General features: G+C 62.6%; 19 protein-coding genes. 4 read left to right on the forward strand and 15 right to left on the reverse strand.

Annotated elements, in window-relative coordinates; genetic code table 11:
- Positions 1–6 precede the first annotated feature (6 nt).
- The 3 genes from rbsB to PG900_RS03270 all read left to right on the forward strand — a co-directional run bounded on the left by rbsB (position 7) and on the right by PG900_RS03270 (position 2,926).
- Positions 7–882 (forward strand): ribose ABC transporter substrate-binding protein RbsB, encoded by an 876-nt coding sequence (rbsB, locus tag PG900_RS03260; RefSeq protein ID WP_010634030.1) that lies wholly within the window; start codon positions 7–9, stop codon positions 880–882.
- Positions 883–989: 107 nt separating this feature from the next.
- Positions 990–1,922, forward strand: coding sequence for a ribokinase (gene rbsK, locus PG900_RS03265; protein ID WP_270830906.1), 933 nt, complete (start codon positions 990–992; stop codon positions 1,920–1,922).
- Positions 1,922–2,926: a substrate-binding domain-containing protein gene (locus PG900_RS03270; protein WP_270830907.1), complete on the forward strand. Its 1,005-nt coding sequence runs from the start codon at positions 1,922–1,924 to the stop codon at positions 2,924–2,926. Before rbsK ends, PG900_RS03270 begins: the two co-directional genes overlap by 1 nt.
- A gap of 88 nt (positions 2,927–3,014) precedes the next feature.
- On the opposite strand, the gene PG900_RS03275 is transcribed toward PG900_RS03270, so the two are convergent.
- The 14 genes from PG900_RS03275 to PG900_RS03340 form a co-directional block, all read right to left on the reverse strand.
- Positions 3,015–4,664: a GGDEF domain-containing protein gene (locus PG900_RS03275; RefSeq protein WP_270830908.1), complete on the reverse strand. Its 1,650-nt coding sequence runs from the start codon at positions 4,662–4,664 to the stop codon at positions 3,015–3,017.
- Complete coding sequence (locus tag PG900_RS03280) at positions 4,664–5,140, reverse strand: hypothetical protein (protein WP_270830909.1); 477 nt, start codon at positions 5,138–5,140, stop codon at positions 4,664–4,666. Before PG900_RS03280 ends, PG900_RS03275 begins: the two co-directional genes overlap by 1 nt.
- 89 nt (positions 5,141–5,229) lie before the next feature.
- Positions 5,230–6,003: a Sir2 family NAD+-dependent deacetylase gene (gene cobB, locus PG900_RS03285; protein ID WP_011706162.1), complete on the reverse strand. Its 774-nt coding sequence runs from the start codon at positions 6,001–6,003 to the stop codon at positions 5,230–5,232.
- A gap of 84 nt (positions 6,004–6,087) precedes the next feature.
- Positions 6,088–6,687, reverse strand: a complete 600-nt coding sequence (locus tag PG900_RS03290; protein WP_270830910.1) for a GNAT family N-acetyltransferase — start codon at positions 6,685–6,687, stop codon at positions 6,088–6,090.
- Between the two features lie 3 nt (positions 6,688–6,690).
- Positions 6,691–7,938, reverse strand: a complete 1,248-nt coding sequence (locus tag PG900_RS03295) for a response regulator (RefSeq protein WP_270830911.1) — start codon at positions 7,936–7,938, stop codon at positions 6,691–6,693.
- A 1-nt stretch (position 7,939) separates the two neighbouring features.
- Positions 7,940–11,899, reverse strand: a complete 3,960-nt coding sequence (locus PG900_RS03300; RefSeq protein WP_270831004.1) for an ATP-binding protein — start codon at positions 11,897–11,899, stop codon at positions 7,940–7,942.
- A 54-nt stretch (positions 11,900–11,953) separates the two neighbouring features.
- On the reverse strand, positions 11,954–12,250 hold the full coding sequence (gene ihfA, locus PG900_RS03305; RefSeq protein WP_005300715.1) for an integration host factor subunit alpha: 297 nt from the start codon (positions 12,248–12,250) through the stop codon (positions 11,954–11,956).
- Positions 12,251–12,253: 3 nt separating this feature from the next.
- The gene (pheT, locus tag PG900_RS03310; protein WP_270830912.1) at positions 12,254–14,641 is read right to left on the reverse strand and encodes a phenylalanine--tRNA ligase subunit beta; all 2,388 of its coding nucleotides are present in this window, start codon (positions 14,639–14,641) and stop codon (positions 12,254–12,256) included.
- A gap of 12 nt (positions 14,642–14,653) precedes the next feature.
- Positions 14,654–15,637 carry a phenylalanine--tRNA ligase subunit alpha gene (gene pheS, locus PG900_RS03315; RefSeq protein ID WP_016350663.1) on the reverse strand — a complete coding sequence of 328 codons (984 nt, stop codon included), beginning with the start codon at positions 15,635–15,637 and terminating at the stop codon, positions 14,654–14,656.
- A gap of 316 nt (positions 15,638–15,953) precedes the next feature.
- Entirely contained in the window at positions 15,954–16,310 is a 357-nt protein-coding gene (gene rplT, locus PG900_RS03320) for a 50S ribosomal protein L20 (protein WP_005300683.1), read from the reverse strand.
- A 15-nt stretch (positions 16,311–16,325) separates the two neighbouring features.
- On the reverse strand, positions 16,326–16,523 hold the full coding sequence (gene rpmI, locus PG900_RS03325) for a 50S ribosomal protein L35 (RefSeq protein WP_005300673.1): 198 nt from the start codon (positions 16,521–16,523) through the stop codon (positions 16,326–16,328).
- A gap of 86 nt (positions 16,524–16,609) precedes the next feature.
- Complete coding sequence (gene infC / locus PG900_RS03330; RefSeq protein WP_026080374.1) at positions 16,610–17,158, reverse strand: translation initiation factor IF-3; 549 nt, start codon at positions 17,156–17,158, stop codon at positions 16,610–16,612.
- 3 nt (positions 17,159–17,161) lie between these two features.
- Positions 17,162–19,090, reverse strand: coding sequence for a threonine--tRNA ligase (thrS, locus tag PG900_RS03335; RefSeq protein ID WP_270830913.1), 1,929 nt, complete (start codon positions 19,088–19,090; stop codon positions 17,162–17,164).
- A 236-nt stretch (positions 19,091–19,326) separates the two neighbouring features.
- Entirely contained in the window at positions 19,327–19,914 is a 588-nt protein-coding gene (locus tag PG900_RS03340; protein WP_026080375.1) for a tetratricopeptide repeat protein, read from the reverse strand.
- A gap of 174 nt (positions 19,915–20,088) precedes the next feature.
- On the opposite strand from PG900_RS03340, the gene PG900_RS03345 reads away from it, so the two are divergent.
- The gene (locus PG900_RS03345; protein WP_270830914.1) at positions 20,089–21,144 is read left to right on the forward strand and encodes a PA0069 family radical SAM protein; all 1,056 of its coding nucleotides are present in this window, start codon (positions 20,089–20,091) and stop codon (positions 21,142–21,144) included.
- Positions 21,145–21,163: 19 nt separating this feature from the next.
- Here the strand turns inward: PG900_RS03345 and PG900_RS03350 are convergent, their stop codons facing one another.
- Entirely contained in the window at positions 21,164–21,334 is a 171-nt protein-coding gene (locus PG900_RS03350) for a hypothetical protein (RefSeq protein ID WP_270830915.1), read from the reverse strand.
- Positions 21,335–21,382: the final 48 nt, after the last annotated feature.

The raw sequence follows: 21,382 nt of genomic DNA on the forward strand, positions 1-21,382 counted from the left end.
GAAATGATGAAAAAGCTCAATACCCTGCTCGCTGCCGCCATCATGTCCGTGCTGGGCACCGCCCAGGCCGCCGATCACACCCTGGCCATGGTGGTCTCCACCCTCAACAACCCCTTCTTCGTCACCATGAAGGAAGGGGCCGAAGCCAAGGCCAAGGAGCTTGGCTACGAGCTGGTGGTGCTGGATTCCCAGAATGACCCGGCCAAGGAGCTCTCCAACATGGAAGATCTCACCGTGCGCAAGGTCAACGCCATCCTGATCAACCCGACCGACTCCGAAGCGGTGGGCAACGCCATCCGCTTGGCCAACAAGGCCAACATCCCGGTGCTGACCCTGGACCGCGGCGCGGCGCAGGGTGACGTCAAGGCCCACATCGCCTCCGACAACGTGGCGGGCGGCAAACTGGCCGGCGATTTCATCACCCAGAAGCTGGGTGCCGGTGCCAAGGTGATCCAGCTGGAAGGGATCGCCGGTACCTCCGCCGCCCGTGACCGCGGTGAAGGCTTTGCCCTGGCCGTGGCTGCCAACAAGCTGGAAGTGCTGGCCTCCCAGCCCGCCGACTTTGACCGCACCAAGGGTCTGAACGTCATGGAGAACCTGTTGGCCGCTCACCCGAGCGTGCAGGCGGTGTTCGCCCAGAACGACGAGATGGCGCTGGGCGCCATCCGCGCCGTGCAGGCCGCCGGCAAAGAGGTGATGATCGTCGGTTTTGACGGCACCGACGATGGCAAGGCCGCCGTGGCCAAGGGTAAACTGGCCGCCACCGTGGCCCAGCAGCCCGCCCTGATCGGCGCCATCGGCGTGGAAACCGCCGACAAGGTGCTCAAGGGCCAGCCGGTGGAAAAATCCATCCCGGTTCCGCTGCAAGTGGTTAGCAAGTAAGTTGACGGGGGGAGGTTCGCCTCCCCCTTTTCACTCAAGCTTTACGGTGCCTCCCGGCCTGGATCCGGCTTTCGTGTCCATGCCAAGATGCATCAGGAGTACTCAACATGAATCGTCTCGTCGTTCTGGGCAGTGTCAATGCAGACCACGTGCTGCGCGTTCCCCACTTTCCTCGCCCGGGTGAAACCCTGACCGGCCACAGCTATCAAGTGGTGCCCGGTGGCAAGGGCGCCAACCAGGCGGTGGCCGCCGCTCGGCTAGGTGCCGAAGTCTCCTTTATCGCCCGCATCGGCGATGACGCCATCGGCCAGCAGATGAAGAGCGGCTTTGCTAAAGACGGCATCGACGTGAGCGCCATCGAACTCGATCCCAAGCTCCCGACCGGCATCGCCATCATCTATGTGAGCGATGAGGGGGAGAACAGCATCGGTATCTCCGCCGAAGCCAACGGTGCCCTCACCCCGGCCGTGGTGAAAAGCCATGAAGCTATGATCGCCGCCGCCCACACCCTGCTGCTGCAGCTGGAAGTGCCGCTGGAGAGCGTGCTGGAAGCCGCCCGCCTGGCCCGTGCCCACGGCACCCGGGTGGTGCTCAACCCCGCCCCCGCTCGCCCGCTCTCAAACGAGCTGCTGGCACTGGTCGACCTCATCACCCCCAACCAGACCGAAGCTGAGCTGCTGACCGGCGTCAAGGTCACCGACGAGACGAGCGCAGCCGAGGCGGCTGCCCGCTTCCACCAGATGGGCATCGGGGAGGTGATGATCACCTTGGGGTCGCAAGGGGTCTATTGCAGCAAGGGGCAGCAACAAGCGCTCATCCCGGGTTTTAGGGTCAAGGCGGTGGACACAACGGCGGCCGGCGATACCTTCAACGGCGCCCTGCTGGCGGCCGAGCTCGCCGGCGCCGACTTTGACGCGGCCGTGCGCTTTGCCCACGGCGCCGCGGCGCTTTCCGTCACCCGGTTTGGTGCCCAGAGCTCCATCCCGAGCAAGCAGGAGGTCGACGCCTTCCTGCTTGAGCAGACTGCGCAGGGGCACTGATGGCCAATATCAAGGAGGTGGCGGCGCTGGCGGGAGTCTCCACCACCACCGTCTCCCACGTCATCAACGAGACCCGTTTCGTCGCCGAGGAGACCCGCGAGCGGGTCTTCACCGCCATGCGCGAGCTCAACTATGCCCCGAGCCTGGTGGCCCGCAGCCTCAAGGTGAAGGAGACCAACAGTATCGGCATGCTGGTCACCACCTCCAGCAACCCCTTCTTTGCCGAGGTGGTGCGCGGGGTGGAGCGTTACTGCTTCGAGCAGGGCTACAACCTGATGCTGGGCAACACCGAGGGCCAGGCCGAGACGGCGCTCTCCTACCTCAAGATGATGCTGCGCAAGCGGGTCGACGGCCTGCTCATCATGTGCAGCGAGGGGCAGCAGGAGGTGTTCAACCAGCTCGACTGGCTCAAGAGCCTGCCGGTGGTGGTGATGGACTGGGGGATGGAGAGTGCCGACGTGGATCTCATCGCCGACAACTCCCATCGCGGCGGCTACCTGGCGACCCGCCACCTGCTGGGGCTGGGTCACACCGCCATCGGCTGCATCACCGGCCCCCACAGCCGCGCTCCCGCCAACCAGCGTCAGGCAGGATTTGAGCAGGCGATGCAGGAGGCCGGGCTAACCGTCAACCCACAGTGGGTCCAGGAGGGTGACTTCGACTGCGCCAGCGGCCACCAGGCGATGACCCGCCTGCTGGCGCTGCCCGAGCGCCCCACCGCACTGTTCGTCTGCAACGACATGATGGCGATGGGGGCCATCAGCGCCGCTCATCAGGCGGGGCTGGTGATCCCGCGTGATCTCTCCATCGTCGGCTATGACAACGTGGCGCTGGCCGAATTCATGTCGCCGCCACTCACCACCGTCAACCAGCCCAAAGAGGAGCTGGGCCGCCTCGCCGTCACCCGGCTGCTGGCGCGCATCAATGGCGAGGCGGTGGCGGATCATCTGATCACCGTCGACCCAGATCTGGTGATCAGGGATTCCTGCGCCCCCCGCCCCTGACATTCACCTGCAATAAAATGCAGCAAGGCGACCCTGAGGTCGCCTTGCTGCATTTTGTCTCTGGCCGGTTTAATACCGCGCTGTGTGCTCAAGCCAGCTGTCTTGCCTCACTGCCCGTCAGCACCTGCAGTTGCACCAGCCCCAGTCGCCGGGCCAGCGGCTGCAACAACTCGCTGTGCTCCGTGTCATCTGGCAGCCAGTAGCGGACAGGCCAGCCGGCCGCCAGCTGGGCCGGGGTGGTGCTGCCAATGTCTCTGAGCGCCAGGGTGCAACCCTGCTCCCGCAATCCCGCCAGCAAGGCTGCATCCGGCAACAGCGTCGGCACCAGCAGCACCCGCGGCGTGCGGGATGCAGCCGGCAGATAGGCCACGACATGGGCCAGCTGGGCCTGGTTGTCGAGCGGGAGCAACCACGCCCGCCCATCGGCATGCTGCGCCTCGTGCGCTTGCAGCAGCCGGGCCAGCACGGGCCCCAGCACGCCGCACTCCTGCAGCCAGCGCATGGGACAGGGCGCCCCCTGCTCACGCCAGTAGAGCGTCATTTGCCACAGGTCGTTGCCCTGCCCGTCCGTCAATCCCTGCAACGCCACTCGCAGCGGTGCTGATTCCCGCCCGGCCAGCCAGTCGCGCAGCTGATGAAGCTGATGCTGGCTCAACTGCAGCTGCTGCAGCATGGCAGGCTCAAACCAGCAGATATCCCCCTCCTGGCTGCGTTTGGCCTGATTGAGGGCCAGGATGGCCTGATCCAGCAGCCGGCCGGCATCTTGCTGCTGCGCCTTGGCCACCCCGAGCCGACAGGCCAGATCGAAGCTGCACTCCCGGGTCACGAACTCGAAATGGAGCAGGCTCACCAGCTCATGAATGCGGGTTTCCAGCGCGCCATCCGCTCTGGTCAACACCACCGCGAACTCGTCGCCACCGAGCCGGTAGGCGTGGCCACCGTGGGCCTGCTGCAGCTTGTCGGCCACCGTCTGCAACAGCCGATCACCGACCTGATAACCGAGCAAATCATTGACCTGCTTGAAGCGCTTGAGATCGAGCACCACCAGGGCGCTCGCCTCGCCGGCATGCAGGGCGCGGGAGAGCTGCTCCTGCAGGGCACGGCGGTTGCCAAGCCGGGTCAGGGGATCGAGCAGGGCGAGCCGGCGATTCGCCAGGTTGGCGCGAATGAGGGCAGCCACCAGGGCGCCGCCGGTCAGCAGCAGGATCAGTTGCCAGATCTGCAGCCAGAACAGGCTGCTGCGGATCTGGCTGACCGAACGCTCCCGCTCCTGGCCGGAGAGGATCTGATCCCCTATCTGCTCGATGAGGTGGGTCTGGCTGGCGATCGCCTCCTGCAAGCGGGCAAGCTCGGCCCCCTCGCGCAGGGCACCGGCCTCCATCTGGGGTTCGAGCTGCTTGATCTGCTCGAACAGTCCGGCCAGCGCCTTGCCAAGCCCGTGCCGCTGGCGCGCCTCGGCGGTTTCACTGCTGATGAGAAAGATATCGAGCCGGTTCCACAGCAGATCGTAATTGAGGCTCAGGGTCTCCATCGTCAGCCGGCCGGCCCGGTAGAGCTGCAGATCGTAGAGGAAACGCTGGGATTCCAGCATCACCTGGCTGATGTTCCAGTGGATATTGCGGTAAAAGGTATCGACCAGCTGCTCCTGGCGATGCTGCAGATAGAGGCTGCTGCCCGAGGAGAGCAGAAACAGCAGCGACACCGCAACCAACAGCAGTTTGTGGCGGGATAGCCCCATCAATCGACGATCTCGATGCGGGTTACCTGCCACACCATGCAGTTGTGAATGGCGGGCACGTCCAGCTTGGGATAGGTGGTAAACGGAATGAGCAGCCAGAGCGGGCCCTTGTTGCGCCGGGTCAGAAGCTTGCCATCCTCCTGACGCACCAGGGTCAGCGGCACGCCGTCGAACAGGGCCAGATCCACCACCTGCTGATAGCCGTTGAGAGCCGAGACGGCGATCTTGCGGGCATCCAGGATCCCTTGCGCCGCCAGCACGGCTGCCAGGGTCGGCCCGCGATAGTGGTGGGCGCCCTGGGTCCAGGGGGTGGTGGTGGTGAATTCGGTCTGCGGCAGGGCGGACAGGGCCGCCTCATCGAGGGCCACTTGCTGGCCGCCTGGCAGCACCAGGGTCATCAGGGGGGTCGAGGCCGATGCACCGGCACTGGCCAGCATCAGGAGGAAAAAAGCGATCCATTGCTTTACTGCGGTCATGGTAATTTGCGCCAACTGCATCCCATTTTTTGTGGCTGCCAGTGTGGCGATTTCACCGGTTCATTGCAACTGTCCAGTCGCACAATAGCTCAGGGACCGCGCATCTCCATCCAGTTGTGGCCCTCGATCTGCGCCGGCTGGTGGACGCCGCAGCTTTGCAGCAGCTCATCCACGTAGGCCGGCACCAGCAGGGAGGCTGGCCCGTAGCGTTTTTCATCAAACTGGCTGCCCACTTCGCTCGGTTCGAGATTGAGCTCGATGGTGTGGGCCCCGTTCAATCCCGCCTCGTGCACGAAACCGGCCGCCGGATAGACGGCGCCCGAGGTGCCGATGGAGATGAACAGATCGCACTGGGCCAGCGCGCTGTAGATACGATCCAGCCCGAGCGGCATCTCGCCGAACCAGACCACGTGCGGGCGCAGCGGCTGGGGAAACTGGCAGCAGGTGCACAGCTCTTCCTGCTGCAGATCGCCGCGCCACTCGATCACCTGGCCCGAACCCGGGCAGCGCGCCTTGAGCAGCTCCCCGTGCATGTGAATGAGGTTCTTGCTGCCGGCGCTCTCGTGCAAGTTGTCGATGTTCTGGGTCACCAGGGTGACGCAGCCCGGCAGCAGGCGCTCAAGCCTGGCCAGCGCATAGTGGGCCGGATTGGGGTGGATGTGGGGTTGCTGCAGCTGGTGGCGGCGGGAGTTGTAAAAGCCCTGCACCAGGGCGGGATCCCGTGCGTAGCCCTCTGGCGTTGCCACGTCTTCGACCCTGTGCTCTTCCCACAGACCGTCACAGGCGCGAAAGGTCTTGATGCCCGACTCGGCCGAGATCCCGGCACCGGTAAGAATGACGATGTGTTTCGCTGACTGCACCATGACTGACTCCCTCTGACGACCTCTCTGGCTGACCTTAGCACAGGGTGAAAAACCGGCCTATTCGCCCTTGGTCTTATGACGCGGTTACAGGGTGTCGAGCACGCTCAGATCGAGTCGCACGAACACCAGCTCCCGTCCCGTCACCAGGGTGAGCGGCAAGCCCAGCCCGCGCAGCAGCGCCAGCATGGGGCGATTCTGGGGCAGCACCTCCGCCGTCCACTCGCGAATGCCTTCGGCGCGCGCCAGCAAGGCCAGCGCCAGCAGGATGCGCCGCCCCGCGCCCCGGTGCTGGAAGTGATCGGCGACGATGCAGGAGAACTCGGCCCGATCCGGGTGCAATCGCCGCCGGATGGACTGGGCTTGGGCCAACGGTCGCCCCTGACCGTCGGTCAGCAGCAGCCCGATCTGGTGCTCCTTGGGGTAATCGAGGAAGAAGGCGAGCTGCTCGTCACTCGGGATCTGCTTGGCGCGCATGAAACGCAGGTAGACGCTCTGCTCGCTGAGCTCGCCATAGGCGGCCCTGATCTGCTCGGGATCAGCCCCTGCCAGCTCCTGCAAGCGGCAGGGAATGCCCCCCACCTCCATCATCAGCGGCAGGGCTGCCCGCGAATGAGGATGCAGCCAACCGGCCAGGGCGCGCCGCAACCGGGCCTCGTCCGGTGGCCAGCAGAGATAGCGGGCCACCGTCTACCAGCGCCCCGCCACGCCCTGATCGCGCCACAGATTGCTGTCCAGCAAGTTGAAGGGATCGTCCAGATAGAGGGCGATCCCGAGCTCCCTGGCCCGGTTGATGAAACGCCCCAGCAGGGAGTCCGGGGTCATGGCCTCCAGCCCGGGCAGCAGACTCTGTCCCAGCAGCAGGTGCTGCAGCGGCATCCGCTCCAGCAAGTCGAACGGGATGTGCTGATCGTTGTCCAGCAGCAGGGCCAGCTTGGCCCCCGCCAGACTGGCCTGCAGCACCAGGGCAAAACGCTCCGCCTGGCTCAGCAGATGGTCGCGCCGGTGGATGAGCAGGGTGAGCTCGCCAGGCTCCCGGCCCTGCTGGACCAGCCACTCGCGTACCCGCTCCCAGCGCGGCGGCAAGCCGGTCACCGCCAGCCAGATGGGCAAGGGCGACGGGGGATCGGACAAGAGCCCGAGCAGCCCTTTCTCTTCCCCCTGCCAGGTGCGGATGGTGCGGCGCAGACCGCTCAAGCGGCGCTGACGCTGCGGCCCCAGATAGAGCGTCTTAAGCAGCCGCAGCAGATCGTCGGCCAGCAGCGGCTTGGCCAGGGCGGCCAGCACGTTGAAACCGGCGTCGTGCAGCAGGCGGCGAGCCCCGTCGATCAGGGTCTGATCGTGGGCCGAGAGCAGCACGATGGGCAAGCCACTGTGCTGATATTGGGGCTGGCTCATCAGCAGGCTGATGGCATCCTGCTCCACCAGACTGAGATCGCTCACCAGCAGCTTGACCTCGCCGCTGGCCAGTGCCTTGATGCAGGCATTGCCATCCTGCACCCACTGACAGGGCACCCCCAGCCCCTTGATCTCCTGCTGGATATGGACCCCCTGAAACGGGTGATCCTCCAGCAGCAGCACCTGGGTCTGGGCCAGCCACTCCTGCCACGCCAGGTAGCGGCCATTGACCCCCGCCAGCCAGTCGTCGGTGAGGCGATAGACACCCTCGGCCTGCGCCGTCAGCTGCGGCAGATAGTCAGCCCCCACATGGGAGTCGGGATCGAACAGGGCGATAGCACCGGCGGCAAACAGCCCTTCCCACTGCCAGCAGGCATCGGGGCGGGTACGGCGCAAGGTGGCGAACTCGGGCAGCTCGACGGCCTTTGCCGTCCGATAGGCGACCCCGTCCAGGGCGTAGATGGTCACGGGGTGGAACAGGCGCTCGTCCGTCTCTTCCGAGTTCAGCAACGCCAGTAACTCTTCATCTGTGATGATCATGTCAGAGCCTCTCACGTAGTCGCCGGCACACCTCATCCAGAGCTTGCCGCAGCGGGGGTAGCAGGGGTTGCCGTGGATCCCGTTTCCACTGCTCGATCACCTGAACAAGCGGGGTGGCTCCCACCATTTTGGCGGCCCCCTTCATCTTGTGTAAAGCGGCTTCAAGCGCCATCTCGTCCCCTTGTGTGACGCAGCGCTCAATGTCGGCCAGATCCTGCCCGGTCGCGTCCAGATAGAGGGGAATAAGCTCCGGCGCCAGCAGCGACACCTCCTGCGCTGCCCAGACCTCCCCTTCAGCCGGCAGGTCGCTTTGAGGGGGTGACTCGGGTGCGGGCGCCAAGTCTGGCTCACCCAGACCGCGCAGCAGGTTGGCCAAATCTTTGAGCAGCAGCGGCTTGTCCAGATGCCCGCGACAACCGCAGCTGGCCAGCTGCGCCGCCGCCTGCTCGCTGAGATCGGCGGTGATGACATAGGTGGGCAGATGCTGCCAGCGCGGCGCGTCCCGCAGCTGGCGGCAGAGCTCGGCCCCGTCCATCACCGGCATCTGCAGGTCGGTCAACACCAGATCGACCGTTTCATGCTGCAGGATGTCGAGCGCCAGCTGGCCGTTGGCCGCGCTGATCACCCGGGCCCCCAGCTGGGTCAGCTGCATGCTGATCAACACCCGGTTCACCTCGTGATCTTCGACCAGCAGCACCCGCATCCCCTGCCCTGGCAGCGTGATCATGCCCTGGCTAGAGGGCACCAGCCTTGGCTGCATCAGACTCACCACCGAGCCCGGCACCCAGGGTTCCCCCTGCCAGTCCCAGTAGCGCAGCCCCTGCTCATCCAGCCGGACGCTCAATACCGGGCCGGCCGGATCGTCCTGCAAATCCAGCTCGCCCAGCCAGGGCAACAGATAGTCCAGCTCCGCCCCGCCAAGTTGCACATGCACGCTGGCCACCCTTGGCCGCCAGCGCGGCATCTCCTGCAGCAACACCAGTGGCAGCGCACAGAGGAAACGGCTGCCGCCGGTCGGCCGCGGCTCGACCCGGATCTCGCCCCCCATCTGCTCCATCAACTGGCGACAGATGGCAAGTCCGAGCCCGGTGCCCTGGGCCCGCGGCTGACCCGCCTCCCCGCCCTGCTCAAAGGGCAGGAACAGCCGCGGCAGCAGCTCGGCACTGATGCCGGGCCCCTCATCGTCCACTCCGCACAACAGCTGGGAGCCAGCGCGGCGGGCCCACAGCACCACCTCGCCACGGGAGCTGAACTTGATGGCATTGGCCAGCAGGTTGTGCAGCACCTGCTGCACCCGGTGGGGATCCAGCTCCACCTGGGCAGGCAGTCGATGATCGAGGTCCAGCCGCAGTTGCAACCGCTTGGAGCGGGCCTTGGACCAGTGCACGGCCGCCACGTGCTCGCACAAATCCACCAGATCGGTGGGTTGCAGCGAGAGCGCCAGCTGCCGGTTTTCGTTGCGGCTGAAGTCCAGCACGTCGTTGAGCAGGCCCAGCAGTTCGTCCCCCGCCTGGCGGACGTGGGCCAGTGCCGAGCGCTGCTCGGCATTGAGGGAGGTGTGGCTGAGCCACTCCAGCAACCCCAGAATGGCGTTCATGGGGGTACGAATTTCGTGGCTCACCGCCGCGAGGAAACGCCCCTTGGCCAGCACCGCCTGCTCGGCCCGCTCGTGGGAGGCCTGCAGCGCCTGCTCCTGCTCGACCCGGGTCGTGACATCCTGCACCACCCCGTACACCCGCCAACCCTGTTCGGACTGGCTGCGCCCCCGGCCGTAGAACTGCAGCCAGCGGGTGCCCTTGCCCGGATGCTCATAGCGCAGCGCGTAGGAAAAAGGCTGACCGGCCTGCAGCATCTCCAGCATGGGGATCTGCATCTTGCGCCTGTCCTGCTGATCCAGCCGGCCCAGCGCCTGACCGGGATTGCGGCGGATCTGCTGGCTGGCCAGCCCCAGCAGCTCGTAGCTGCCACGGCTGATGAACTCTACCTGGGCGATGCCTTCTCGCTGCAGCAGGAACTGGATCACCACTCCGGGCACCGTATTGGTCAATGCCCGCAGGCGGCGCTCGGCCTGGCGCAGCAAGCGGGTGCGCTCGCGCAGGGCGCTGATGTTGGAGAGCGCGATGAGATCCCCCGCCGGCGACTGCTTGCCAAGCTGAAGCGGGATCTGGGCATAGGAGTAGACCTGATCGCCCAAGGCCATCTCGCCCTCGCCCCCCTGCAACTGGGCCTCTGGCAGGTGCAGCTCGGCTAGGTAGCGCGCCTCTAGCCGCTTGGCCTGCTTGTTGCGCTTGATGATCTCGCCCTGGTTGTCCCGCAGAAACACCGGCACCGGCAGCGCCTGGAACAGCGACTCCCTGAACTGGCTCTCCAGCGCCAGGGTCTGCTCCATCTCCTGACGCTGGCTCACTTCCCGGGCCAACTGCTGGCGGGAGCGCCAGATCAGCCAGATGACGCCGGCACTGATCAACAGCGCCAGCGACACCGACCCCAGCCAGATCCCGTAGCTGACGCCGGCTTGCTGGGTCAGCACCAGCCGGCGCCAACGCTGATTGAGATCGTCATTCTGCCTGCTGGTGAAGGCCATCAGGCTCTGCTCCATCACCCCGGCGAGTCGCGGGCTGTGATGGCTGATGGCAAACCCCAGCCCGAAGCGTTGAGGTAGCTCCCTGATATCCAGTCCGTCCAGCTGGTTGTTGCGAAGCGGGTATTGCAGCTGGTAGAGCTCGGCCAGCATGGCGTCGGCCTCACCGCTTTGCACCGCCGCAAGCCCTTGCGCCAGGGTGTCGCTTTTGCGCCAATGATGTTCGCCACCCAGCCGGGCCAGCATCCCTTCGTCATAGAGGGTGGCGGGCACCACGATGTCGCCCTTCACCGCCGCCAGCGTGTCGAACGACTTCGCCTTGCGACTGACCAGGGCATAGCGATTGAGCGCCATGATGCGGGTGAAGTCGAAGGCATTGGTCAGCGCTGGCGTCTCCAGCAGGCCGGCCATCATGTCCGCCTCACCGCTGCGCAGCTTGGCCAGCGCCTCTTCCTTGCTGGCGGTCGGGATCACGTGGAAGTTGAGGCCGGTCTGCTGGCTCACCTGCCGCAGTACGTCGGCGCTCCACCCCTTGAGTTCCCCCTGCTCGTCAAGACCGCTGTAGGGCATGAAATCCGGGTTGACGACCAGCTTGATGGCACGGGAGGTGCCGACCAGCCAGGCCTGCTCCTTGTCGGTGAAGTGAAGCGGGTTGATGTCCTGCTCCCCCTGCGCCAGATAGCGATCCAGATCCTTGTAGAGGGCACCGGGCGGCAGATAGCGGATGGCGGTATCGATGAGCTCGCGCAGTTCCGGCTGGTCGCGCATCATCAGCCGGTAGCTCACCACCAGTTCATCGCTGCGCAGCCGGCGCAGCCGCAGCCCCTGATCCGGATATTCGCGCATCAGGTAGCGCAGTTGCAGATAGTCACCGAGGTAGGCGGTCCCCTTGCCCGCCGCCAGCGCCGCATACCAGTTGTCTGCCTCGGTCAGGGGCAGCTGGGTTGAGCGGGGATAAAGTGCCCGCAACACCTCGTTCGCCTGCCAGATGGGAGACACCAGGAAGGTCGCCCGCTCCAGATCGCCGCGATAGAGGATGGCGGATTCGGCCTCCAGCATGGCACGGCTCAGTGCCATACCCGGCAGGGCCTGCAACGAAGGGCCGACATTTGGAATGAGATCGCAGCGTCCCTCCTGCAAGCCGCGCTGCACCGCCGACCAGTTGGGCAGCTTCTCGTGCAGGAGCGGAAAAGGGAGTTGCTCTGCCAACCGCTCCATCTGATCGATCAGCAAGCCTCCCGACTCCTCGAGATAAGGCGGCCGGATCAGCGCCGGATAACAGATGGTCAGCGACTTGGTGACATCGGCATACGCCTTGGCCGCCGTGGAGAGGGGGAGATCCATCGCCTGCAGTGGCGCAGCCAGCAGCAGGCCTAGCAATAGGCTGGTTTTTCTCATGAAAAAATAAAAGCCAGGCGGCTGCCTGGCTTTTTGTCACTCGTTGGGCTCAACATTTTCGACCCTGGCCTTGAGCTTCTGACCAGGGCGGAAGGTGACCACCCGCCGGGCGCTGATAGGAATATCTTCGCCGGTTTTCGGGTTACGTCCAGGACGCTGGTTCTTCTCACGAAGATCAAAGTTACCGAAGCCTGAAATCTTGACTTGTTCACCACGCTCAAGCGCTTGTCTGATCTCTTCAAAGAAGGCTTCCACCATATCTTTGGCTTCACGCTTGCTCATCCCGAGCTGGGTGAACAGGTGCTCTGCAATGTCGGCTTTGGTAAGCGCCATAGATCAATCCCTCAAGGATGCATTCAACTCTTCACCAAGGGCCCGCACGACATTGTCTACGGTCTCGGCAATCTCTTTCTCCTCCAGAGTGCGCTGGGTGTCTTGCAGAACAAGACTGATGGCCAGGCTCTTCTTGTCCTCTGCCATGCCAGCACCCTGGTATACGTCAAACAAGTTTATTCCAACTACCTGATTTCCGCCAACTTTTTTAATTACTGCGAGGACATCACCGGCCAGGACATGACGATCAACCACCACGGCGATGTCACGACGGTTGGCAGGGAACTTGGAAACCTCGGCAGCAACCGGCACCTTGGCCGGGGTCAGCTTGTCCAGCTCCAGTTCGAACATGACGGCGCGACTCTTCAGACCCAGCTTCTTCTCGAGGCTCGGATGGATCACGCCGATGTGGCCGATGACCACGCCATTGCGCAGGATGGCCGCGCTCTGGCCCGGGTGCAGGGCACTGTGCTCGGCACGCTCGAAGCTGAAGGTAGCCCCTTCGGCGGTCAGATCCAGCACCGCTTCCAGATCCCCTTTCAAATCAAAGAAGTCGGCAGCGCGGCTCTTGATGTCCCAGTGCTCGTCGCTCTGGTTGCCGGTGATGATGCCGGCCAGCATGGGCTCCTGACGGATGCCGTTCTCGGCATTCTCGTCCTTGATGAAGCGCAGGCCCTGCTCGAACAGGCGCACCCGCGGCTGCTGGCGGTTCTGGTTGTAAACCACGGCCTGCACCAGACCCGGGAACAGAGAGACGCGCATGGCGGACATCTCGACCGAGATCGGGTTCGGCAGCACGATGGCATCGCTCTGCGGGAACAGGGTCTGCTGAGCCTTGGGATCGACGAAGCTGTAGGTGATCGCTTCCTGGAAGCCGCGATCAACCAGCAGGTCACGCACCCGTTTCAAGGTCACCTGCCCTTCTGCCTGCTCCACCATCGCCAGAGAGGCGGCGGGTTTGAGGTTCGGGATGTTGTTGTAGCCGTAGATGCGGGCCACTTCCTCGATGAGGTCTTCCTCGATGGCGATATCGAAACGCCAGGAGGGTGCCAGCGCGGTCCAGCCATCGGCTTCAACGGTTACCTGCATGCCCAGACGAGTCAGGATCTCGACCACTTGGGCATCGGCCACGCTGATGCCGATCACCTTGTCGAGCTTGGTGCGACGCAAGCGGATGGGGGCAGCCTTGGGCAGATGGGCATCGGATTTGACCTCGATGACAGGACCGGCTTCACCGCCACAAATGTCCAGCAGCAGACGAGTGGCACGATCCATCACCTTGGCCTGCAACTGCGGATCCACCCCGCGCTCGAAGCGGTGGGAGGAGTCGGTATGCAGACCGTAGGCACGGGCACGGCCGGTGATGGAGAGCGGCGCGAAGAAGGCGCACTCCAGCAGGATGTCGGTAGTGGTCTCGGAGACACCGGTGCGATCGCCGCCGAAGATGCCGGCCATGCAGGCAGGACCTTTGGCATCGGCAATCACCAGAGTCGTCTCTTTGAGCTTCACCTCGTTGCCATCGAGCAGGGTCATTGGCTCATCGCTACGAGCGCGGCGCACCACCAGTTCCCCTTCAAGCGTCGCCAGATCGAAGGCGTGCATCGGCTGACCGTACTCCAGCAGCAGGTAGTTGGTGATGTCGACGATGGCGTCGATGGAACGGATGCCGCCACGGCGCAGCTTCTCCTGCATCCAGAGCGGGCTCTGGGCGTGCAGGTTCAGCCCCTTGATGACACGGCCCAGATAACGGGGGCAATCGGCCGGCGCTTCAACCCGGATCGGGAAAGTCGCATCGATGGTGGCAACAGCCGGCGCCCAGGTCGGTTCGACCACGTCGACGCTGTTGAGCACGCCGATTTCACGGGCCAGACCCGCGATGCCGAGGCAGTCGGCACGGTTCGGGGTCAGATCCACGTCGATGCTGACGTCGTTGAGTGCGAGGTATTCGCGGATATCGGTGCCGATAGGCGCATCAAGCGGCAGCTCGATGATGCCATCGGCTTCGACGTCGATCCCCAGCTCGCTGAAGGAGCAGAGCATGCCGTGAGACGGCTGGCCGCGCAGCTTGGCTTTCTTGATGGTGAAATCACCCGGCAGGGTCGCCCCTACTTTGGCCACGCAGACTTTCAGACCGGCGCGGCAGTTCGGCGCGCCGCAGACGATGTCCAGCAGCTCGGCCTCGCCCACGTTGACCTTGGTCACCCGCAGCTTGTCGGCGTCCGGATGCTGGGCGCACTCGACTACTTCACCCACCACCACGTTGTTGAACTGGCCGGCCACCGCTTCCACGGCATCCACTTCCAGACCGGCCATGGTGATCTGCTCGGCCAGTGCATTGTCACTCAACTCGGTGCGGACCCACTCCATCACCCAGGATTTACTGAATTTCATGTTCTCTCGCCCTTACTTGAACTGCTTGAGGAAGCGCAGGTCGTTTTCGAAGAAGGCACGCAGGTCGTTGACCCCGTAACGCAGCATGGTCAGGCGCTCAACGCCCATGCCGAAGGCAAAGCCGGAGTATTTTTCCGGATCGATACCGACCGAACGCAGCACGTTCGGGTGCACCATGCCGCAGCCCAGCACTTCCAGCCACTTGCCATTCTTGCCCATCACGTCCACTTCGGCGCTAGGCTCGGTAAACGGGAAGTAGGAAGGACGGAAGCGAATGGTCAGGTCTTCCTCGAAGTAGTTGCGCAGGAAGTCGTGCAGGATCCCTTTCAGCTCGGTGAAGCTGGCATGCTCGTCGACCAGCAGGCCTTCGACCTGGTGGAACATCGGGGTGTGGGTCATGTCGTAGTCGTTACGATAGACGCGGCCCGGCGCGATGATGCGGATCGGCGGCTGCTGATGTTCCATGGTGCGGATCTGCACACCGGAGGTGTGGGTACGCAACATCAAATCAGGATTGAAGTAGAAGGTATCGTGATCGGTACGCGCCGGGTGATGAGCCGGGATGTTCAGCGCATCGAAGTTGTGGAAGCCATCTTCAATCTCGGGACCACGGGCAACCTTGAAGCCCATCTCGCCAAACAGGCGTTCGATGCGCTCGATGGTGCGGGTCACCGGGTGCAGACCGCCATTCTCGATGCGGCGGCCCGGCAGGCTGACGTCGATGGTCTCGGCGGCCAGCTTCTGGTTGAGCACGGCGACTTCGAGGGCTTCACGACGCTCATTCAGGGCATCCTGAACCTGCTGTTTGGCCTGGTTGATCACGGCGCCCGCGGCGGGACGCTCTTCAGCGGACAGGGCGCCCAAGCCCTTCATCTGCTCGGTAAAAAAGCCCTTTTTACCCAGATATTTGACCCGGATTTCGTCAAGGGCCGCGATGTCGCTTACGCCCTCAATTTCGGCCCTGGCTTGGCCGACTACTTCTTCAAGCTGTTGCATGTCTTCCTCGTCACCACTCCCGGTACAGGAGCCTTTAGGCTAAATAAGGTCAAGAGGGGAATAATACAAAAAAAGCCCCTTCACTGACCATAGTTAAGGTGCCCTTTTCTCCCTAGAAATCATTTTGTTATCAAGTAGGGCTTCGAGCCGGACCGGCTTCTTCTTCGTGATTGGCTACACAATTTTAGTTTGATGGCATATGGAGCCATATGTATGGCTATCATGATGGTAGAGTCATCACTGCCTGCAAACGGCAAATGACAGACAACAAAAAAGGAGGCCTAAGCCTCCTTTTAGCATTTATAACAGAACCGGATTAGACCAGAGCTGCTTTGGCCTTTTCAACCAGGGCGGTGAAAGCCAGCTTGTCGTGAACGGCGATATCGGACAGGATCTTGCGATCGATCTCGATGGAAGCCTTCTTCAGACCGTTGATCAGACGGCTGTAGGACAGACCGTTCTGACGGGCTGCTGCGTTGATACGAGCAATCCACAGTTGACGGAACTGACGCTTTTTCTGGCGACGGTCACGGTAGGCATACTGACCAGCTTTGGTTACCGCTTGTACCGCTACGCGGTAGACACGGGAACGGGCGCCGTAGTAACCCTTGGCGGCTTTCATTACTTTCTTGTGACGAGCGCGAGCGGTCACACCACGTTTAACTCTTGGCATTTTTCACATCCCCCCTTATGCGTACGGCAGACAAGCGACAACACGTTTGTGGTCGGCAGCGGAAACAAAGAACTTCGGTCCCAGCTGACGCTTACGCTTACTGCTCTTCTTGGTCAGGATGTGACGCAGGTGGTTGTGCTTGCACTTGAAGCGACCTGAGCCAGTCTTCTTGAAGCGCTTTGCGGCGCCCCGGTTGGTTTTCATCTTCGGCATTTCATACTCCGCATTGTGAGTGACAACAAAATCGCAAGGCGAACCAACTCATGGGGCTGGCCCCATGAGTCAATTTCTTGTGGGCCTTAAGATTTCTTCTTAGGTGCGAGGACCATCACAGCTTGACGGCCTTCGACTTTCGGGAACGATTCGACTACGGCCAGCTCTTCCAGATCGTTCTTGACGCGCTCCAGAACCTTGATACCAAGTTCCTGGTGGGCCATTTCACGACCACGGAAGCGCAGGGTGACCTTTGCCTTGTCCCCGTCTTCCAGAAAGCGAACCAGGTTGCGTAGTTTTACCTGATAGTCGCCTTCGTCGGTGCCAGGACGGAATTTGATTTCCTTAACCTGGACGACTTTCTGCTTTTTCTTCTGTTCTTTGGTGGTCTTGCTCTTTTCGTAGAGGAATTTGCCGTAATCCATGATCCGGCAAACGGGCGGCTCAGCGTTCGGACTGATCTCGACCAGATCCACTCCGGCCTCAAGGGCCAAGTTCAGGGCATCCTGGATGGAGGTGATGCCAATGGCTTCACCATCCAGACCAGTCAGACGAACTTCTTTCAGACGGATCTCTTCGTTGATCCGGTGAGCGCGGGCTTGCGGTTGCTTGCCCAGTTTTTTTCCGCCTTTTATAGCTTATTCCTCCACTTTCTTTTGTCCGCGGGTCTGAACTTCCTGGGTCAACAGAACAATCAGCTCTTCAACAGGATAAGTGCCCAGGTCAGCCCCTTTACGAGTACGCACTGCAATCTTGCCGGCTTCTACTTCTTTATCGCCGCAGACCAGCATGAAGGGTACTCGCTTCAAAGTATGCTCGCGGATTTTAAAGCCAATCTTCTCATTTCTCAAGTCCGCTTTTGCGCGAAGGCCCGCATCATTCAATGCTTTGGCTACTTTCACTGCATAATCGGCCTGATTGTCGGTGATATTCATGACCACGGCTTGGGTCGGTGCCAGCCAGGTCGGGAACAGTCCGGCGTACTCTTCGGTCAGAATCCCGATGAAACGCTCCAGCGAGCCCAGAATGGCACGGTGGATCATCACGGGAACATGACGCTCGTTGTCTTCACCCACGTAGGTGGCGCCCAGACGGCCCGGCAGGGCAAAATCGAGCTGCACGGTACCACATTGCCACGCACGATCAAGGCAATCGTGCAGGGTAAATTCGATCTTGGGACCGTAGAAGGCCCCCTCACCCGGCTGCAGATCGTACTTCAGACCGTTCAGCACCAGGGCCTCGGCCAGCGCGGCCTCGGCGCGATCCCAGGCCTCATCGGAGCCGATACGCTGTTCCGGACGAGTGGAGAGCTTGACCACGATGTTCTCGAAGCCGAAGGTGCCATAGACGTCGTAGACCATGCGAATACAGGCCGACACCTCTTCCATGATCTGCTCTTCGGTACAGAAGATGTGCGCATCATCCTGGGTAAAACCACGTACCCGCATCAGGCCGTGCAGGGAGCCTGACGGCTCGTTGCGGTGGCAGGAGCCGAACTCGGCCATGCGCAGCGGCAGATCGCGGTAGGATTTCAGACCCTGGTTGAAGATCTGCACGTGGCCCGGGCAGTTCATCGGCTTGATGGCGTACTCGCGGTTCTCGGACTGGGTGGTGAACATGGCCTGGGCGTATTTCTCCCAGTGACCTGAACGCTCCCACAGCACGCGATCCATCATGAAGGGGCCTTTCACCTCCTGATAGTCGTACTCTTTGAGCTTGCCGCGGATGAAGGTTTCCAGCTCACGGAAAATGGTCCAGCCATCGTTGTGCCAGAACACCATGCCGGGCGCTTCTTCCTGCATGTGGTACAGGTCGAGCTGCTTGCCGATCTTGCGGTGGTCGCGCTTGGCGGCCTCTTCGAGGCGCTGCAGGTAAGACTTGAGCTGCTTCTTGTCGGCCCAGGCGGTGCCGTAGATGCGCTGCAGCATCTTGTTGTTGGAGTCGCCGCGCCAGTAGGCGCCGGACATCTTCTGCAACTTGAAGTGGTGGCAGTGACGCATGTTGGGCACGTGCGGGCCACGACACATGTCGATGTACTCTTCGTGATGATACAGACCGGGCTGGTCATCACGGGCAATGTTCTGATCCAGGATCTCGACCTTGTAGGTCTCGCCACGGGCTTCGAACACGTCGCGTGCTTCCTGCCAGGAGACCTTCTTCTTGATGACGTCGTAATCCTTGGCGGCCAGCGCCAGCATGCGCTCTTCCAGCGCAGCCAGATCTTCATCGGTCAGGGTGCGATCGAGATCGATGTCGTAGTAGAAACCGTTGTCGATGACGGGACCGATGGCCATCTTGGTCTGGGGCCAGAGTTGCTTGATGGCATGACCCAGCAGGTGAGCACAGGAGTGGCGCAGGATGTCCAGACCTTCTTCGTCTTTGGCGGTGATGATGGCCAGGGAGGCATCGGCTTCGATCAGCTCGCAGGCATCCACCAGTTCACCGTTTACCCGACCGGCAATGCACGCCTTGGCGAGACCGGGACCGATGTCCGCGGCCACATCCATGACGGAAACGGCGTGGGCAAATTGACGTTGGCTGCCATCAGGCAGAGTAATGATTGGCATTGTGTGTTTCCTTATACAGTGGTGCCCCCTACCAAAGGGCACATGCGGGATGGAAAGATTCATTCAAAAATGGGTGATGTTCTGGCTCTCCACAGCACTTTGCGAAGGCGCCCCGCGACGCAAACAACCCGTTCAACGTCGCAAGACAAACCAAAAACCGGACCATGCTACCAGAAGTAGGCGGGGCTGTATCGGGTTTGCTGAGATTTTCTACAGTCAGATGAAGTGCTTGGCAGCTATTCCCCCAGCAGGGGCTGCCAGTTGAAATCGAACGTGGAGCTCCCCTCCTGCGCCAGTTCCAGCTCCTGCAGCACCTTGAGCGCCAGCTGGTTGCCCTGCTTGGCGGCCTGATAGAGCCACTCCTTGGCACGGGGCAGATCGACCCGCCCGCTGACCCCCATCAGGTGCAGCACCCCCACCTTCAACATGGCGGGCACATCGCCGTTCTTGGCTGCCAGCTCCATCCAGTGAAACGCCTCGCGCAGATCCCGCTTCACCCCGGCCCCCCGCAGGTAGACCTCCCCCAGCCGGTATTGGCCGAAGGCATCCCCCGCCTGCGCCGCCTGACGATAGAGCGTGATGGCCCGGCTGATATCCTGCTCGCTCCCCTGCCCCACTTCATGGCTCCAGCCCATCAAGGCCTGGGCTCGTGGCTGGCCCTGCTCGGCCAGCGGCGACCAGATCCGGGTCGCCTCATCGAAGTGACCGGTGCGCCAGGCGCGATTGGCCGAGGCCAGCTCCTGCTCGGTGGAGAGCGGGATCAGACGCCAGATAACCAGCGCAATGACAGCGATGAAGAGCCAGCGAGAGGTGATGGGTGCCATAATGATTTCCGTGATCCAGTTCGCATTTCGTCTATGTAAACGAAATGTAGCGCCGCGATCAAGCAAGAGATCCCTTTGACATGCTTTTTATGGCTGGCTGGGTCGGCAGGGCTTGCATTCGGCAATGGGGGCCAGCATGATGACTGTATATATAAACAGTACTGGTAAGGTGCGATGGCAGGTCGAGGCAGTTCCCACAATGTTGATCACCGCTTCAGCGCCCAGCGGGTCGATGGGGTCGACGACGGCTGGTCCCAACCCGAGTGGGAAGCGGCATTTGCCGCCAGCGATCCCCGCACCGAGGTGACGGAGATCAGCGCCCGCAGCATCATCAGTTACAACAGCTCCCCCGACGTCCCTTTCAGCCGCTCCATCAACCCCTATCAGGGCTGCGAACACGGTTGCATCTATTGCTACGCCAGACCGAGCCACGCCTATCTCGAGCTCTCCCCCGGCCTCGACTTCGAGACCCGCTTGTTCGCCAAGCTCAACGCCGCCGAGCTGCTGCGCCGGGAGTTTGCCAGACCCGCCTATCAGCCGCAGACCATAGTGCTGGGAGCCAATACCGACCCCTATCAGCCCATCGAGCATCACTATCGCCTCACCCGCGAACTGTTGACGGTAATGCTGGCCCACCGCCATCCGGTCGGGATCATCACCAAGAGCGCCATGATATTGCGCGACCTCGACCTGCTGACGGAGCTGGCCCGGGAGGGGCTCTGCCAGGTGATGGTGTCGGTCACCACCTTGAATGAGACATTGCGGCGACAGCTGGAGCCAAGAGCCAGCACCGGGGCCGGCCGGCTCAAGGTGGTGGAGAAACTGGCCTGCGCCGGTGTGCCGGTCGGCGTGCTGGCGGCGCCCATGATCCCGCGGCTCAACGAGCCCGAGCTCGAGCAGATCATCAAAGGCGCTGCCGAGGCCGGAGCCCACTGCGCCGACTATATCCTGCTGCGACTGCCCCACGAGCTGGCACCGCTGTTCAGTGACTGGCTAGCGCAACACTATCCCGGTCAGAAGGAGGCGATCCTCAACCAGCTACGGGCCAGCCGGGACGGCGCCCTCAACAGTCCCGCCTTCGGCAGCCGGATGCGGGGAGAAGGCCAGTTTGCCGATCTGCTGGCCCAGCGCTTTCGGTTGATCGCCAAGCGGCTCGGGCTCGGCAAGCGCCACTTTCAGCTGCGCCAGGATGCTTTCATCCGCCCAGGCGAGCAGCTGCGGCTGTTCTAGGCTCCCGTCAAGCCTGCCCTCAGCTCCTTGGCCGCGACGCACTGGCCTTGCTGCTGTGGGCAATCAACTCGGCGGGCAAACGGGCTGGCTCATGTGCCCCCTCAGGTTCATGTTCGCCTGCGCGCGCATCCATCTCTGCCTCACCCCATACCCGGCTCCACCAGATCTCCCACATTACCCAGCTGGTCATGACATGCTCCTGGCAGGCGTTACCTGCGTCTATGGTGGTTTCTCTCCA

Source organism: Aeromonas sp. QDB03 (assembly GCF_027707985.1).
Classification (GTDB): Bacteria; Pseudomonadota; Gammaproteobacteria; order Enterobacterales; family Aeromonadaceae; genus Aeromonas; species Aeromonas hydrophila.